This window comes from Sphingomonas segetis, assembly GCF_009720245.1.
Classification (GTDB): Bacteria; Pseudomonadota; Alphaproteobacteria; order Sphingomonadales; family Sphingomonadaceae; genus Sphingomicrobium; species Sphingomicrobium segetis.
Genome location: NZ_WJSQ01000054.1, coordinates 1 through 16204, shown reverse-complemented (window position 1 = coordinate 16204; position 16204 = coordinate 1). Strand labels below are relative to the sequence as shown.

17 protein-coding genes and 1 tRNA gene are annotated in these 16204 nt (G+C 65.5%); 13 read left to right on the top strand and 5 right to left on the bottom strand.

Translation table 11 applies throughout. The features are described 5' to 3' along the window. Positions 1 to 70: 70 nt before the first annotated feature. Positions 71 to 232, bottom strand: coding sequence for a hypothetical protein (locus GH737_RS15225; protein WP_196233033.1), 162 nt, complete (start codon positions 230 to 232; stop codon positions 71 to 73). Positions 233 to 520: 288 nt separating this feature from the next. Between GH737_RS15225 and GH737_RS07200 the strand changes: the two genes are divergently transcribed. From GH737_RS07200 to GH737_RS15220, 6 genes are all read left to right on the top strand, one after another. Then, positions 521 to 769 carry a cold-shock protein gene (locus tag GH737_RS07200; protein WP_155264167.1) on the top strand — a complete coding sequence of 83 codons (249 nt, stop codon included), beginning with the start codon at positions 521 to 523 and terminating at the stop codon, positions 767 to 769. 686 nt (positions 770 to 1455) lie between these two features. Beyond that, positions 1456 to 3222 (top strand): 30S ribosomal protein S1, encoded by a 1767-nt coding sequence (gene rpsA / locus GH737_RS07195; protein WP_155264166.1) that lies wholly within the window; start codon positions 1456 to 1458, stop codon positions 3220 to 3222. 140 nt (positions 3223 to 3362) lie between these two features. Continuing rightward, positions 3363 to 3659: an integration host factor subunit beta gene (locus tag GH737_RS07190; RefSeq protein ID WP_155264165.1), complete on the top strand. Its 297-nt coding sequence runs from the start codon at positions 3363 to 3365 to the stop codon at positions 3657 to 3659. Between the two features lie 34 nt (positions 3660 to 3693). Continuing rightward, positions 3694 to 3780: transfer RNA gene (locus GH737_RS07185), tRNA-Leu, on the top strand. Between the two features lie 130 nt (positions 3781 to 3910). After that, positions 3911 to 5515: a putative bifunctional diguanylate cyclase/phosphodiesterase gene (locus tag GH737_RS07180; RefSeq protein WP_155264164.1), complete on the top strand. Its 1605-nt coding sequence runs from the start codon at positions 3911 to 3913 to the stop codon at positions 5513 to 5515. 101 nt (positions 5516 to 5616) lie between these two features. Beyond that, on the top strand, positions 5617 to 5787 hold the full coding sequence (locus tag GH737_RS15220; protein ID WP_196233032.1) for a hypothetical protein: 171 nt from the start codon (positions 5617 to 5619) through the stop codon (positions 5785 to 5787). Here the strand turns inward: GH737_RS15220 and GH737_RS07175 are convergent. Continuing rightward, the gene (locus tag GH737_RS07175) at positions 5784 to 7076 is read right to left on the bottom strand and encodes an MFS transporter (RefSeq protein ID WP_420853425.1); all 1293 of its coding nucleotides are present in this window, start codon (positions 7074 to 7076) and stop codon (positions 5784 to 5786) included. The two genes, GH737_RS15220 and GH737_RS07175, sit on opposite strands and share 4 nt — an antisense overlap. Positions 7077 to 7168: 92 nt before the next feature. Between GH737_RS07175 and pgsA the strand changes: the two genes are divergently transcribed. Beyond that, entirely contained in the window at positions 7169 to 7735 is a 567-nt protein-coding gene (pgsA, locus tag GH737_RS07170) for a CDP-diacylglycerol--glycerol-3-phosphate 3-phosphatidyltransferase (protein ID WP_155264162.1), read from the top strand. A 99-nt stretch (positions 7736 to 7834) separates the two neighbouring features. Continuing rightward, entirely contained in the window at positions 7835 to 10075 is a 2241-nt protein-coding gene (katG, locus tag GH737_RS07165) for a catalase/peroxidase HPI (RefSeq protein ID WP_155264161.1), read from the top strand. Between the two features lie 27 nt (positions 10076 to 10102). Here the strand turns inward: katG and GH737_RS07160 are convergent, their stop codons facing one another. After that, positions 10103 to 11074 carry a hydrogen peroxide-inducible genes activator gene (locus tag GH737_RS07160; RefSeq protein ID WP_155264160.1) on the bottom strand — a complete coding sequence of 324 codons (972 nt, stop codon included), beginning with the start codon at positions 11072 to 11074 and terminating at the stop codon, positions 10103 to 10105. 118 nt (positions 11075 to 11192) lie between these two features. Between GH737_RS07160 and GH737_RS07155 the strand changes: the two genes are divergently transcribed. Continuing rightward, positions 11193 to 11735, top strand: a complete 543-nt coding sequence (locus tag GH737_RS07155) for a peroxiredoxin (RefSeq protein ID WP_155264159.1) — start codon at positions 11193 to 11195, stop codon at positions 11733 to 11735. Positions 11736 to 11850: 115 nt separating this feature from the next. Further along, entirely contained in the window at positions 11851 to 12369 is a 519-nt protein-coding gene (locus GH737_RS07150) for a carboxymuconolactone decarboxylase family protein (protein WP_155264158.1), read from the top strand. On the opposite strand, the gene GH737_RS07145 is transcribed toward GH737_RS07150, so the two are convergent. Continuing rightward, positions 12366 to 13061, bottom strand: a complete 696-nt coding sequence (locus tag GH737_RS07145) for a sulfite exporter TauE/SafE family protein (protein WP_230558677.1) — start codon at positions 13059 to 13061, stop codon at positions 12366 to 12368. The two genes, GH737_RS07150 and GH737_RS07145, sit on opposite strands and share 4 nt — an antisense overlap. A gap of 317 nt (positions 13062 to 13378) precedes the next feature. Here GH737_RS07145 and cysE point away from each other — a divergent pair, with 317 nt between their 5' ends. Both cysE and GH737_RS07135 read left to right on the top strand, forming a co-directional pair. Next, a complete protein-coding gene (cysE, locus tag GH737_RS07140; protein ID WP_155264168.1) occupies positions 13379 to 14065 on the top strand; it encodes a serine O-acetyltransferase in 687 nt (228 codons plus the stop codon). 31 nt (positions 14066 to 14096) lie between these two features. Next, on the top strand, positions 14097 to 14438 hold the full coding sequence (locus GH737_RS07135) for a DUF2794 domain-containing protein (RefSeq protein ID WP_155264156.1): 342 nt from the start codon (positions 14097 to 14099) through the stop codon (positions 14436 to 14438). Here the strand turns inward: GH737_RS07135 and GH737_RS07130 are convergent. Next, the gene (locus GH737_RS07130; protein WP_155264155.1) at positions 14419 to 15543 is read right to left on the bottom strand and encodes a hypothetical protein; all 1125 of its coding nucleotides are present in this window, start codon (positions 15541 to 15543) and stop codon (positions 14419 to 14421) included. The genes GH737_RS07135 and GH737_RS07130 overlap by 20 nt on opposite strands. 353 nt (positions 15544 to 15896) lie before the next feature. On the opposite strand from GH737_RS07130, the gene GH737_RS07125 reads away from it, so the two are divergent. After that, the coding region (locus GH737_RS07125; RefSeq protein WP_476749608.1) for a L,D-transpeptidase scaffold domain-containing protein at positions 15897 to 16204 on the top strand (308 nt) is incomplete at its 3' end.

Sequence of the window (16204 nt, the reverse complement as noted above, 5' to 3'; positions counted from 1 at the left end):
GCGAGCCTGCGGCACGATGCGGCCTGCTCCCGCAAATCCTCCGCGGCCTCGCCGCGCGTTGGCCGTTCCATCAGACGATGCTCGCGGTCGGCCGCGGGCACTTGGCGCCGGCGATTCGGGCGGCATAGCCCTTCGCCAGCGCGTGATGCGTGCGGCGCGCCTGCTCGCTATCGGCGTTGTCGGCCATGAACAGCGAAATCTGGTGACGCTTGTAAAGATAATTGAGATCCACGCGCAGCTCCATTCAAGTAAGCGGGAGCACGTCGTCTCTCAGCCGCGCGGGCCTACTGTCGAAACAATCCACGCGATGCACTGCCTTAGCACAGCGGCCCAATTTCCCAAATTCAAATATTTATTTTGCCTGCACGCTTACATTTCTTGCCTCCGCTTCACATATCCGTTCCGCTACTAGTCGCAAAATGACGGTTTCTGGCGCTTTGCGGCTCCTTTTTCCTTCTCTTGTCGCCTCCTAGCAGGAACGGGCCGGCAATCTCGCGGCCCGTGCAGAAGGATTAAAGACATGCCAATCGGCACCGTAAAATTTTTCAACGAAAACAAGGGCTACGGCTTCATCCAGCCCGACGAGGGCGGCAATGACGCGTTCGTTCACATGACCGCCGTCGAGCGCGCCGGCATGCGCAGCCTGCGCCAGGACCAGCGCCTGTCGTACGAGCTCGAGGAGGACCGCCGCGGCAAGATGAGCGCGGTGAACCTCAAGCCGGCCGAAGAGACCGCCCAGGGCGCCCCGGCGACCGGCGCGGCCGAGTAACACCGGCCGTTCCGATCCAACGAGGCAGCAACCTCATCTTCTTCCTCGCCCGGGCCGAACAGGCACGAGACGAGGCGGAAGCGGCAACGCTCGAGCATGTGCGCGAGCGTTGCCGCCGCTCCGAAGCCGCGTGGACCGCGCTCGCCGACAAGGCGCGCCTGAGCCAGCGGCTGCGGAGCGAGGAACATGAAAGAAAGGCGGCTTCGGCCGCTGCAACGAATGATGAAATCACGACCGAACAAAACGGACTCGAAGGTCCGCACGCACTCCAGGACGGCGAAACCGCGCCCGCCTGAAATCCTCAAGGCCCCATTCTGCGCCGTCGCTTACGCGGCCGCGCTCGAGGTCCTCGGCTAGCGGCGGCTACCGGCCGCCACCTGCATGTCGCTTCGCCTGAACGTCGAAGCTTGCTCCTCAACCCCCTCTAAGCTAAGGGCGCGGCCGTCCGGCGGGCGCTACCCCCTCTGGACAGCCCGTCTCCTTGGCGAGCGCGTACGGCGGACCGGACGAACCGGCGCCGTCACGCGCTTTTTCGCGTCGGGCTGTCCGCTTGGGAACCGCGCCGATGGACGCCGTCAGCGCATGGTGTTCTGGCGGCAGTGCATGAAACCAGGTCCGCATGTGAAGCCCCGCCACGGTGGCGCGGCACGCGGCAGGCCCGATGAAGACCGAGAGACACTCTTTTTATGGCGACCACGACATTCCCGACCCGCGACGATTTCGCGGCCCTCCTCAACGAAAGCCTCGGCGGCGAGAACGAAACCTTCGAAGGCAAGGTGGTGAAGGGCACCGTCACCGGCATCGAGAATGACATGGCCGTGATCGACGTCGGCCTGAAGAGCGAGGGCCGGGTGCCGCTGCGCGAGTTCGCAGCGCCGGGTCAGCGCGCCGATTTGAAGATCGGCGACGAGGTCGAGGTCTATGTCGACCGGGTCGAGAATTCGGCCGGCGAAGCGATGCTGTCGCGCGACCGCGCGCGCCGCGAAGCCGCGTGGGACAAGCTCGAGAAAGAGTTCGAGGCCGGAAACCGCGTCGAGGGCATCATCTTTGGGCGCGTCAAGGGCGGCTTCACCGTCGATCTCGGTGGCGCCGTCGCCTTCCTGCCCGGAAGCCAGGTCGACATCCGCCCGGTCCGCGACGTCGGACCGCTGATGGACCTTCCGCAGCCTTTCCAGATCCTGAAGATGGACCGCCGCCGCGGCAATATCGTCGTGTCGCGCCGCGCGATCCTCGAGGAGACCCGCGCCGAGCAACGCAGCGGGCTGATCCAGTCGCTGCACGAGGGCCAGGTGATCGAGGGCGTGGTCAAGAACATCACCGACTACGGCGCGTTCGTCGATTTGGGCGGGATCGACGGCCTGCTCCACGTCACCGACGTCTCCTACAAGCGCGTCAACCATCCTTCGGAGGTGCTCGGCATCGGCGACACGGTGAAGGTGCAGATCATCCGCATCAACCGCGAAACGCAGCGCATCTCGCTCGGCATGAAGCAGCTCGAGAGCGACCCGTGGGAAGGCGCGACGGCCAAATATCCGGTCGGCGGCGTGTTCCGCGGCCGCGTCACCAACATCACTGAATATGGCGCGTTCGTCGAGCTCGAGCCTGGCATCGAGGGTCTCGTCCACGTCTCGGAGATGAGCTGGACCAAGAAGAACGTGCATCCCGGAAAGATCGTCTCCACGTCGCAGGAAGTCGACGTGAAGGTGCTCGAGGTCGATGAGGAGAAGCGCCGGATTTCGCTCGGCCTGAAGCAGGCGCAGGCCAATCCGTGGGAGGCTTTCGCCGAGGCACATCCGGTCGGCTCGGTGGTCGAGGGCGAAGTCAAGAACGCGACCGAGTTCGGGCTGTTCATCGGCCTCGACGGCGATGTCGACGGAATGGTTCATATGTCGGACATTGCCTGGGGCGTGTCGGGCGAGGAAGCGCTGGCGCTCCACCGCAAGGGTGAGACGGTCAAGGCGCAGGTACTCGACGTTGACGTCGAGAAGGAGCGGATTTCGCTTGGCATGAAGCAGCTCGAGGGCGGCGGCGCAGGTGCCGGCGCAGGTGCTGCTGCTGCTGCTGCTGGTGCGGGGACCCGGACCGCTGGGGCCGGCGGGGTCAAGAAGGGCGACGTCGTCACGGTGACCGTCCGCGCCATTCAGGACGCCGGGCTCGATGTTCAGGTGGGCGACGACGGGGCGATCGGCTTCGCCAAGCGCGGCGATCTCGGCCGCGACCGCGACGAGCAGCGCGCCGAGCGCTTCCAGGTTGGACAGAAGTTCGATGCGATGGTCGTCGGCTTCGACCGCTCGAAGAAGCCGAACTTCTCGATCAAGGCGATGCAGATTGCCGAGGAAAAGCAGGCGGTCGCGCAGTACGGCAGCTCTGATTCCGGAGCGAGCCTCGGCGACATCCTCGGACAGGCGCTCAAGGAGGCCCAGGAATCGAAGACGAAGAAGTCCAAGAAGTAGCCGGCAAGGCGCGGGCGTTCCGGTGCGGGACGCCCGCGCAATTGCGGTAAATCCTTCTTGCGCGAGACAAACTTTCCTGACAGCCTTAGGTCAAACGGTCCCCACCGGGGGCGGGACCGATTCTCCGTTGCGGGGTGCCGATGATCCGATCCGAGCTGGTGCAGAAGCTTTGCACCGATTTTCCCGACCTGACCCAGCGCGAGGTCGAAGGCGTGGTCAGCGCCATCTTCGACTCCATCACCGACCAGCTCGCCGGTGGTGGCCGCGTCGAGCTTCGCGGTTTCGGCGCCTTCTCGACGCGCCAGCGCGACGGGCGCGTGGGCCGCAATCCGCGTACCGGCGAGGCTGTTTCGGTGGATGCCAAGCGCGTGCCCTATTTCAAGCCGGGCAAGGAAATGCGCGAGCGCTTAAACCTCAAGGAAGTGACCGCGGAATAGTCCGGCAGCTTTCTACCGTCGCCGGGCCGAACGAGCGGACGTGGCGGAACGGTAGACGCTGGGGACTTAAAATCCTCTTCCCGTGAAGGGAGTGCGGGTTCAAATCCCGCCGTCCGCACCATCGCCGCCCGCAGGATATCCGGGCGACATCCGAGGACGGCGATCTGCGGTCAGCGACATCGCTGCGCCCGAACGCAGTTCCGCCACCTGGGACAGCAATTTATTAAGCGTTCCTGCGTTAGCAGCGCAGCATGTCCAGTAGCGGACCGAAGCCCGGCAGTTCGGGGCTGCTCAGCGCACGCCGCGATGCGATGGTGCTAGCCGTCCTCATCACGGCGGTCCTCCTGCTCATCTGGAACGGGAGCGCCTTCTTCAATCACCTGCGGATCGAGGGCAGCGCTTTCGCCTCAGACGTACGCGTCGCGAGCACCGCGCTGACGCTCAACGTCGCGCTGATTCTGTTCGGCTGGCGCCGCTACATCGACCTTCAGCACGAAGCCGAGGTCCGGGCCGAGCAGGAGAAGCGCGCGGCGCTGCTTGCGACGACCGACCCGGCGACGGGGCTGTACAACCGCAAGGGGTTCGCCGATCGGGCGGCGCAGCTCTGCCAGGAAGCTGGGGGGCGCAGCGACAATCTCGTCGTCATCAGCTTCCAGGTCCATCGCTTCAAAGCGGTGAATGACCAGCATGGCTACGAAGCCGGCGAATGGCTCCTCAGGTCGATCGCCGACGCGCTGCGGGACGAGCTCGGCGACGGCGCGGTGATCGCGCGGCTCAGCGGCGACGAATTTGCGGTGGCGCTCGCACTGGGTGAAGCGGGGACTCAGGGCGCCGAGGAACTCGCCGATCAGGTGCTCAGGTTGGTTTCGCGACCGGTTCTCCTCAACGACCGCATCATCCAGGTCGGAGCTTTTGCCGGGATCGCCTCCGCTCCGGCCGCCGATGCGCGCATTCCCGACGTGCTGCGGCGGGCGGACATCGCGATGGACCGCGCCCGCAGCGGCCGCGTTGCGCGCCCTGTCTGGTTCGATGCCGGGATGGAGCGCGCGCTGATCGCGCACGGCGAGATCGAGCAGGGCATCCGGTACGGCCTCGATCACGAGCAGTTCGTCTCCTATTTCGAACCGCAGGTAGACCTCGCCAGCGGCGAGATCGTCGGCTTCGAGGTGCTCGCGCGGTGGAAGCATCCGCTCTCGGGTGTCATCGGCCCCGACGTCTTCATTCCCGTCGCCGAGGAGATCGGCCTCATCGGACGCCTTTCGGAGCAGGTGATTTCGGAGGCGCTGCGCGAAGCCGCGCAGTGGGATCCGGCCCTCAAGATTTCGGTCAACATCTCGCCGTCGCAGTTGACCGACGGCTGGCTTGCCGAGCGCATCGTGCGGATCCTGTCGGAAACGGGCTTCCCTGCAGAGCGGCTGGTCGTCGAGATCACCGAGAGCTCGCTGTTCGCGGACATGGACCTGGCCCGATCCATCGTGACCAGCCTCAAGAACCAGGGTGTGCGCCTCGCGCTCGACGATTTCGGAACGGGCTTTTCGTCGCTCGCGCACATCCGCTCGCTGCCGTTCGACATCATCAAGATCGACCGCAGCTTTGTGACAAACGTCAGCGAGAAGCGCGAAAGCGCGGCGATCGTCCGCGCGGTGACGACGCTTGCCGCTGCATTGTCGGTGCCGGTCTGCGTCGAGGGCATCGAAAACGAGGACACGTTCAAAGCCGTTGTCCGTCTCGGCTGCGCAATTGGGCAGGGCTGGTATTTCGGCAAGCCCATTCCCGCCGAGCAGACGCGCGAACTCCTCGCCGCGCGCCACCGGCGCCGCGACGAGCGTCCGCCGGCCGCCGCCGTCCACGGCTGATCCCAGGTAAATCGCTGACTACTCGTCCCATCGCGGGACGAGCGGAGCCGCGCGCGAAGCGGCACGTTTGAACATGGTAAAAATCGCGTTAAGGATTTGCCATGCAGCTCAACCGACCCGCATTCGCGCCGGATCCTAGGCGCTTCGGCAGAGGCTCCTTGCGGGACTTGGGCGGCGCGACTGCGGGGGTGAGAGGCGTCAGCGGCGACCTGAAGCTGTTTGCGACTACTTTCCTCGCCGGCTTTCTGTTCGTCTCGATCCTGATCGGCTAGTCGGTCCGGCAACGGCCTTCGTCGCAGGCGAGGTGAAGCTTCCATCCGAGCCAGGCGGAGACGATGCACATTGCGGCGACCAGCAGCAGCTGCCCGACCGGGCCGATGCCGAGGCTCGACAAAGCGAAGGCGAGAAGCGCCCCAATCACCATCGCGCCCGAGTTCACGATGTTGTTTGCCGCAACCGTGCGCGCGGTCTCCGTCTTCGGCACGGTCGTGGTGAGGAAGGCATAAAGCGGCACCACGAACATGCCTCCGGTGATCGCAACGCCGAGCAGGCAGAGGATCATCGGCCACGCCATCGGGTTGAACAGGAAGTTGCCGAGCGTCGTCAGCTCCTCGCCGTGCTCGCCCCATGTGAGCGAAACGAAGTGGAGGAGCAGGACGAACACGCCCATCGCAATCACCGAAGGGGGTGCATAGCGCGCTGACACCTGACTTTTGAGCATGCGGTTGATTGCGACCGAGCCGATCGCGATTCCGACCGAGAAGATGGCGATGAACATGCTCGCCACCTGCTCGTCGGCGCCGAGCACGTTCTTCACCAGCGGGGGGAAGATGATGATCAGCACCGCGCCGATGGTCCAGAAGAAGCTGATCGCGAGTATCGCCAGGAACAGCCGGCGGATGCGCATCGTCCCGCCGACCAGCTCGATCGACGCGTGCACGATATGCCACGTGATCGGCAGCCGTTCCGCCGCCGGCGGAGCGGGCGGCACTTGCCGTCCGGCGAGGAACCCGAACAGGGCGAACAGCACGACGGCCGCGGCGGCGAATTGCGGCTGGGATGCAAGTACTCCGGCGAGGATCGTTCCGAGAAGGATGGCGATGTAGGTGCCGGCTTCGACCAGCCCTGTGCCGCCCAGCACCTCGTCCTTGCCCAGGTGCTGCGGGAGGATCGCATATTTGATTGGGCCGAAGAAGGTCGAGTGCACGCCCATAGCGAACACCGCGGCGAGCATCAGCGGGATGCTTTCGAGCAACAGCCCCGCACCGCCCATAATCATGATCAGAATTTCGGCGAACTTGATGATGCGGATCAGCCGCGCCTTGTCGTGATCGTCGGCGAGCTGGCCCGACAACGCCGAGAGGAGGAAGAAGGGAAGGATGAATAGCCCCTGCGCGATGGCGCTGAATTGGAACTCTTTCGCGGCGTTGGAATAGAGTTGGTAGGTGACGAACAGTACGACGGCCTGTTTGAACAGGCTGTCGTTGAAGGCGCCGAGGAACTGGGTCGCGAACAGCGGGAGGAAGCGCCGCGCGCGCAGCAGGTGGGCAACGTTCTGGATCAAAGCCTGGGCGCGCAGGGTTTCATGGACGTGGGCGAGGCATAGCCAGCTTTGCCGGAGCCGCCAAACGCTATAACGCAGGACCCGGAACGATGCTGTCGCTGCCCAACCTGCTGACGCTCTCGCGGATCCTCGCAGTGCCGATCCTCGTGTTCCTGCTGTGGCGGCCGGCACCTTGGGATTATGCGATCACCTTCGTGCTCTACTGCATCGTCGGGATCACCGATTATTTCGATGGCTACCTGGCGCGCGCATGGGGCAGCATTTCGCGCCTCGGGCAGTTCCTCGACCCGATCGCCGACAAGATCATGGTCGCCGCCGTGCTCGTCATGCTGATCTCGAGCCGGAAGGAAAACCCGGTTCCCGAGATCGCCGGCCTGCACCTCATTCCCGCGCTCGTCATCCTGCTCCGGGAGATCATCGTTTCCGGGCTGCGCGAGTATCTGGCAGGGCTGCAGGTGTCGGTGCCGGTCAGCGCCCTGGCAAAATGGAAGACGACGCTGCAGCTCGTCGCACTCGGCGCGCTCATCCTCGGCGGCGCCCTGCCGAACCAGCCGTGGGTGCATCTCGTCGGGATTCTTTGTCTGTGGGCCGCTGCGGCGCTTACTTTCATCACCGGCTACGACTATCTGCGGGTCGGCTTGCGACACATGGAATAATCGATTCTGCTGTTCTGACTGACCAAGGAATCTCGTTTCCGTCGATTACTGGCGGCGGCTAGGCGCCGCGTCGACGGATCGACACTGGAGGGACGGACCATGGACGCGAAAACCGGTGACCCGCTGCACGGCTCCCCGATGGAACAGGGCGCTGCGCTTCGAACCCTGCTCGGACGCACCAACCGCGACTGGTGGCCGAACCAGTTGTCGCTCGACATTCTTCCCCAGCACGGTGCGACGGGCGACCCCAACGGCGACGACTTCGATTATGCCGAGGCTTTCCTGAAGCTCGACTACGATGCGGTGAAAAGAGACCTGACGGCGCTGATGACCGACAGCCAGCCGTGGTGGCCGGCCGATTACGGACATTACGGCCCGTTCCTCATTCGCATGGCTTGGCATGCCGCGGGCACTTACCGCACCGGCGATGGCCGCGGCGGCGCGAGCTCGGGCCAGCAGCGCTTCGCTCCGCTCAATTCGTGGCCCGACAACGCCAATCTCGACAAGGCGCGGCGGCTCCTTTGGCCGGTCAAGCAGAAGTACGGCCGCAATCTCAGCTGGGCAGACCTGCTGGTGCTCGCGGGCAATGTCGCGATCGAGTCGATGGGCGGGCCCACCTTCGGCTTTGCGGGCGGCCGCAAGGATGCGTTCCAGCCCGAGCACGACACTTATTGGGGCACTGAGGAGAATTGGGTCGGTCGGGGCGCCAAGCCGCGCATGGGGGACGATGCCGCCACCGCCATGGAGAACCCTCTCGCGGCGGTGCAGATGGGCCTGATCTACGTGAATCCCGAAGGGCCGGGCGGCAACCCCGACCCGCTCGCCTCGGCGCGCGAGATCCGCATGACGTTCGAGCGCATGGCGATGAACGACGAGGAGACGCTCGCGCTTACGGCAGGCGGGCATACGTTCGGCAAGTGCCACGGCGCCGGCGATGCCTCGAAAGTGGGCGCGGAGCCCGAGGGCGCGGACATCGCGCAGCAGGGCCTCGGCTGGCAGAGCGGGCACGAAAGCGGCATGGGTGACGACACGATCACCAGCGGCCTCGAAGGCTCGTGGACGCCGACGCCGATCCAGTGGAGCATGAACTATTTCCACATGCTGCTGGACTATGACTACGAGCTGATCGCGAGCCCCGCGGGCGCGAAGCAGTGGCAGCCGGTCAATCAGAGGCCCGAGGACATGGCGCCGGCCGCACATACGCCGGGCAAGAAGGTCCCGACGATGATGACCACCGCCGACATGGCGTTCAAGATGGACCCGGAATATCGCAAGATCGCCGAGCGGTTCCGGGCCGACCCCGACGCTTTCGCCGATGCCTTCGCCCGCGCCTGGTTCAAGCTGACCCACCGCGACATGGGCCCCAAGTCCCGCTACCTCGGCCCAGAAGTGCCCGAAGAGGACCTGATCTGGCAGGACCCGATTCCCGCTGGCACGATGCCGAGCGACGGCGAAGTCGCCGAGCTCAAGCAGAAGATTCTCGGCAGCGGGCTCAGCGTTTCGGAACTGGTCAAGGCCGCCTGGGCATCAGCATCGACATACCGCCGGTCCGACCATCGCGGCGGCGCCAATGGCGCGCGGATCCGCTTCGATCCGATCCGCAACTGGGAAGTGAACGATCCGGAGGAACTGTCGAAGGTCCTCTCGACGCTCGATCGGCTGCGCGGCAACGTGTCGCTCGCCGACGCGATCGTGCTTGGCGGCTCCGCGGCGGTGGAGAAAGCGGCGAGGGACGCCGGCCACGACGTGACGGTGCCGTTCACCGGCGGGCGCGGCGATGCCACCGAGGAGCAGACCGATTTCGACAGCTTCGAGGTGCTCGAGCCGAAGGCCGACGGTTTCCGCAACTATCTCAGCGTCCGGTACAACGTCCCGACCGAGGAGCTGCTGGTCGATCGCTCTCAGCTGCTCGGGCTCAGCTCACCGGAGATGACGGTGCTTGTCGGCGGGCTGCGCGTGCTCGGCGCCAACCAGGGCGGCTCCAGGCACGGCGTGTTCACCGGGCGGGTCGGTCAGCTGACCAACGACTTCTTCGTCAACCTGCTCGACATGCGCACGGCGTGGAAGCAGGTCGACGACGACAGCGACGAGACGTTCGTCGGCAGCGATCGGGCAACCGATCAGCAGAAGTGGACGGCGACGCGCACCGATCTCGTGTTCGGGTCCAACGCGCAGCTGCGGGCGATTTGCGAGGTCTATGCCTCAGCCGACGCCGGCGAGAAATTCGTCCGCGATTTCGTCAACGCGTGGACGAAGGTGATGAACGCCGACCGGTTTGACCTGCGAAGGCCAGCAGCCGCCGACGCGGCGAGGTCGCGCGAGCCGGCGATGGCCGACTAGCAAGTGTAAACGGCCCCTTGGGGAGGTTTAGTCGAACGTCTCCTCCAGCGACGGTCGCCGTTGAGCGTTCGACGCGACCGGCTCCAGGTCGGGGATGAGATCGCGCGCGATCCTGCGCAGCGTCGCCGCGAGCAGCTGAAACTCGTTCTCGCGCGGGCTCGAGCGGCGCCAGATCAGCGCCACGCGGCGGAAGCCGCGGTCGGACTCGAGCCGCCTCGCTTCCACTTTCGTCCCGTGCAGGATGCCGGTTTCGATCGCCATTGCCGGCACGAAGGTGATGCCGAGGCCATTGTCGACCATCTGCACCAGCGTGTGCAGCGAAGTGCCCATCATCGACGCGTGGGCGCGAATCTCGGGTCGGTTGCAGGCGGACAGTGCGTGGTCCTTCAGGCAGTGCCCATCCTCGAGCAGGAGCAGGCGGTTCTCATCGATCGCGGCTGCGACGACCGAGCTGCCGCGCGGCGCTTCGCCGGGCGGGAAGGCGACGTAGAGCAGATCGTCGAACAGCGCCGCTGAATCGACTTCGCCGCAGGCGAAGGGGAGGGCGAGCAGCACGCAATCGAGTTGTCCGCGGTGGAGCGCCTCGCAGGCGGCGGTGCTGGTTTCCTCGCGCAGATAGAGCTTGAGGTCAGGCCACTCGCTCCGCAGCTTCGGGAGCATCGCGGGCAGGAGGAACGGCGCGATGGTCGGGATCACACCCATCCTCAGCTCGCCATGCAGTGGCTGGCCCTCGGCGCGGGCCATTTCGCCAAGCTCTTCAGCCTCGCGCAGGACGCGGATTGCCTTGTCGGCGATCTTTTCGCCGAGCGCCGTGAAGCGCACCAGCCGGCGCGTCCGTTCGACCAGCGTGACGCCAAGTAGCGTCTCCAGCTCGCGAAGACCGGCGGAGAGCGTCGACTGCGTCACGAAACAAGCCTCGGCGGCTTTCCCGAAATGGCCGTAGCGGCGGAGCGCGACCAGATATTGAAGCTGTTTCAGCGAAGGGAGGTGGACAGTCAATAATCGATTTTTCCAATTACCTAGACCGGTATAATGAACTTGAACGATTTATACCACCAACCTACATGCTGCACTGCGACACGAAATTCGCTGCATTGCACATAAGGAGGAATACCGAATGCTTACCGTTGGGGACAAGCTTCCCGCTCTCACGCTTCCGGTCCAGCAGGGCACGTCCGCGCTGCCCGCCGGCGAGACGATCGATCTTGGCCAGACCGATGGCAAGTGGAAGGTGCTGTTCTACTGGCCCAAGGATTTCACGTTCGTCTGCCCGACCGAGATCGTCGGCTACGGCGAGCTCAAGGCGGATTTCGCCGACCGCGACGCCGAGCTGATCGGCGCCTCGACCGACACGGCACACGTCCACTTCGCGTGGCGGCGCTCCGACGAGCAGCTGGCGGGCGCCGACTTCCCGTGGATCGCCGACAACAAGAAGGAGCTCGCCGAGGCGCTCGGCATCCTCGACCAGGAAGAGGGCGTTGCGCTTCGCGCGACGTTCATCGTCGATCCCGACAACGTGATCCAGCACGTCACCGTGAACGGGCTCAACGTCGGCCGCAACCCGGCCGAGGCGCTCCGCGTGCTCGACGCGCTGCAGACCGACGAGCTTTGCCCGTGCAACTGGACGCCGGGCGAAGAGGTCCTGAGGCCCGCCGCTTAAGACTTCTCCTCCCGCGCGCGGGAGGAGCTTCCGGCCGGCGCTCCCCCTAGCCGGCCGCGACCTAGGGGCGGGCTACCCCAGGCCCGCCCCTTTTTCTGTCCAACAGGAGTCCCCCATGTCCCTCAAGCAATTCGCCGACACGCTGCCCGATTACGCCAAGGATATCCGGCTGAACCTCGGCTCCATCCTGTCCGACCAGCTGATGCCGCAGGAGCGAAAGCTCGCGCTGCTGCTCGCCTGCGCTCACGGGTCGGGATACAAGCCGCTGGTCGCGGCGGCGGAAGCGGAAGCCGACGGCAAGATTCCGGGCGAGCTTGCGGATGCGGCTCGCGGCGCGGCCGCGGTGATGGCGATGAACAACGTCTATTATCGCTTCGTCCACCTGGTCGCCAATCCCGAGTATGGGAAGATGCCGGCGCGCCTCAGGATGAATTTCATCGGATCGCACGGGATCGGCAAAGACGAGTTCGAGCTGATGAGCCTTGCGGTCTCGGCCATGAACGGGTGCGGGATGTGCATCGACAGCCACGAGCGCATTCTGCTCGAGCATGGCGTGAAGTCCGACGTGATCCAGTCGGCGGTGCGCGTCGCGGCGGTGATGAAGGCGCTCGCGACCGTTCACGCGACGCTTTAGGCGGTCAGCAGCCGCACCGAGACGATCAAGAGGGTGATCGCAAGCACCGGCCGCAGCACTTTATCGGATGTCCGGCTGGCGAGCATGCTGCCGATGATCACGCCCGGAATCGAGCCGACGAGCAGCGACATCATCAGGGGGAAGTCGACGGCGCCGATGAACCAGTGGCCAAGCCCTGCGATCAAGGTCAAGGGGACCGCGTGCGCGATGTCGCTGCCGGCGATCCTGGCGACCGACAGCCGCGGGTAGAGCATCAGCAGGGCGGTCGTGCCGAGCGCGCCAGCGCCGACCGACGTCACCGAAACCAGGATCCCGAGCGCGACCCCGAGGACGATAGTCCAGCGGGAAACGTTCGTCTGGTCGCCCGTGTCGAATCGCTGGTCCGCCCAGCGCAAGATCACTGGCCGGAAAAAGATGGAAATTCCGGTGAGAAGGAGGGCACCGCCGAGGAGCAGGTTGAGGACGCCCGATGCGCCCTGTTCGAGCGCTCCGACGCGGCTCATGACGAAGAGGGTGATGATCGCCGCAGGCATGCTGCCGCAGGCGAGTGCCCTGACGATCCTCCAGTCGACGGTGTGCTGCGAGCCATGGACGGCCGTCCCGACGCTTTTGGTGACCGAGGCATAGAGGAGGTCGGTGCCGACCGCGGTCGCCGGGTGGAAGCCGAACAGCAGCACGAGCAGCGGCGTCATCAGCGAGCCGCCTCCGACGCCCGTCAAACCGATGAGCGCGCCGACAAACAAGCCTGCGACCGAATAGAGCGGATTGTACGCGGAAAGGATCGCTGCCCCCTAGCTCACACGATCAATCGGCATGAATTTGCTGCCTTTTGCCCCGGGTCGGAGCGGGCGCTGCTTTGCCGAAGCAACGGACCTTGGCAAGTGCCCGATAAACTCTAGCTGTCAACTCGCCTTTTGTCTGCGGCGGACGGTGGTGCCTGTCCAGACCCATTGCCGGTGATGCATGCTGCGCTTAGATTATATGCGTAACGGCAAAGGGAATGTCGCGCTTGCAGTCCGGGCTGATTGCCTATCTCGATTCCGTCAAGGCGCGCGATCCGGCGGCGCGTTCGCGCTGGGACGTCCTGTTCTACCCGGGCGTGTGGGCGCTCGCGTTCCACCGCTTCGCTCATTGGCTGTGGGAGGGACGGCTTTATTTCCTCGCGCGGCTGATCAATCATTTCGCGCGCTTCCTGACCGGTATCGACATCCATCCTGGCGCCAGGATCGGTGAGCGCTTCTTCCTCGACCATGGTTTCAGCGTGATCGGCGAGAGCGCGGTGATCGGCGACGACGTGACGATCTACCAGCATGTCACGCTGGGCGGGACCAACCCGACGACGGGAGAGGGAGGCAAGCGCCACCCGACCATCGGTTCGCGCGTGGTGATCGGTTCGGGCGCTCAGGTGCTGGGGCCGATCGAAGTCGGCGAGGGCGCCAAGATCGGCGCCAATTCGGTCGTGACCAAGGACGTTCCGCCCGCATCGACGGTCGTTGGCATTCCGGCAAAGCCGGTGCCGGTCGAGGCCATCCACTACAGCCCCGGCTTCATGCCGTATGGAACGCCGTGCGGCGAGGATTGCGATCCCGTCCGGGTGCGGATCGGCGAGCTCGAGCACGAGCTCGAGGAGCTTCGCACGGAACTTAGGGCGTTGAAGACTGCCCGGCAGCCGCATCAGAAGGTGAAGAGCGCTTGAGCAGCGCGAGAGACACGGGGAGCGCGGCCCGTTGAGCGTCATCGCGCCGTTCCCGCCTCGCTGGGACCGGCGCCCAATCGCCACGTTCGAGCGAAGCGAGCTGTCGCGCATCCTCGACCTCTATGGCCGGATGGTGGCAGCCGGGCACTGGCGCGATTATGCGCTCCGGATCTGCCCCGACGTGGCGGTCTTCGCTGCTTTCCGGCGCCACAGCGAACGGCCCGAGATCCGGATCGAGAAGCGCCCCGCGCTTCGTCACAAGCAGGGGGCGTTCGCGCTCATCGGTGAGCACGGCGCGGTGCTCAAGCGGGGGCACGAGCTCGCGCCCGTGTTGGCCCCGCTCGAGCGCCGCCTCATGCGGCTTGTTGGGTGACCTGCGCCGGCCGGTCCAGAGCCGGCAGCCGCTCCTGAAGGTTTGACGGAAGGCGGTTAACCACCACGCGCCGCGCCTGGTGCCAATAGGCAGAAAGCAGCAGCAGCGCCGATCCGATGATGAGGGCGGTGAGCGCGACGTTGAGCTCGACCGCGCCGAACTGCTTGAACAGCTCGGTCAGCGCATAAAGCACATAGGCGAGCGCCGAGACGAGCAGGGCGCGGCGGTCGATCGCGAGCGCCGTCACGCCGAAGAGCACGTAAAGACCGACGACGAGCAGGCCCTCGCCGGTGCTGACGCTGCCGCTGCTGAGCCCCAGCAGGGTGAAGATCGGGTGCGCGATCATCGGCGCCGCGAGCAGGTGCAGCCAGAAGGCGACGTCCGACCGGCGGGTGATGCGGACGCGATCGGACGCATCCCACCACATGGCGAACAGGAAGACGCCGATCCCGAGCAGCAGGACGAAGCCGAGGATCAGGTTCATGGCGCTCTTGCTGTCGCCCGGCTGGACGATGGCGACGATGACCGCGAGGAACAGGCCGGCGATTGCCGCAGCGCCCGCCGCCACCGTGATCGGGACGTGGAACCGGCGCCAGTGAAGCCAGGCCGCGCCAGCCGCGACTGCGGCGCTGACGCCTCCGATGATCGCTGGGAGAAGCTGATCGTTGTCGTTGAAGCGGTCGGGGCCGATGATCTGCACGAGCAGGAAGGCAGAGGTCACCAGCACTCCACCCACGAAGGCGAGGAGCAGCAGGATCGATGGCAGTGCCATACGGCGTCGCCCTGTGAAGAAGAGCGCCAACGCCCAGGCGGTGCCGGCCACCGCCAGCGGCGCGAGGAAGCTCGGGCCGACGTCGCCATGCTCGGAGACGTACATGCCCGTCGCCTGGCCGACCCACTGGCCGATCCAGCCGACCGCGAACAGCAGAATTGCCGCCGCGATCGACACGAAAATGTCGTTGAAGCCGGTGATGAGGCGGAATTGCTCTTCGTCCGCGATCACCGTCGAACGCCGGCCCTGGACGTGGCCACGGAGCGCATCGGCGGCTTCGGCGCTGATCACGCCGGAGGCGACCGCGTCGTCGATTTCCTGCTGGCTGTACATGCCCTGTTCTCCCGAGAATCCGCGGGAAAGTACGACAGGTGTCTTATAGTGTCAATACAGCAAGCCGGTGAAGATCATTCACCGCCGGCACCCGTTCCCGGCCCGACGCCGCCGGTGCCGCCGATCCCGCCACCGCGTCCGTCTCGCCCCTCGTCATCGTCAACTCTCCGCATTCGGCCTCGAACAGACCGACGCGTGAGCAGGCGGGGCGTGCCGCGATCCGAGTCGCGGCCACGCAGATGAACAGCCGTTCAGGCCCGGTACGGCACAGGTTGGAAAGTCAATACTTATTTTGAACCCGCGCGCCCTCTGCGGCGTTGATACGGCAAAAGAGCTTTTAGAGGTTTCTGAAAATGAAAATCCGGTTGCTGGCCGGCGCCGCCTGTGCGGCGCTGCTGGGCCTTTCTGTACCCGCTCACGCCGCCGCGAGTCCCGAACTCCCCGGAGCGGCGATCCAGGTTTCCCCCTCTGCGATGCAGGCGGTCAACACCTTCTACGCCAGCCGGCACGGCGCGCCGCTGTGGCTGCGGAGCGGTGCCGACAGCGGCGCTGCGCGGATGTTGATCGGAGTTCTCGAGCGCGCGCCGCTCGACGGCCTCGATAGCGGCCCTGCGCTTGCGGCGCAGGCGCGGATGCTGCTGGCGCGTGCTGCGACCGGCGA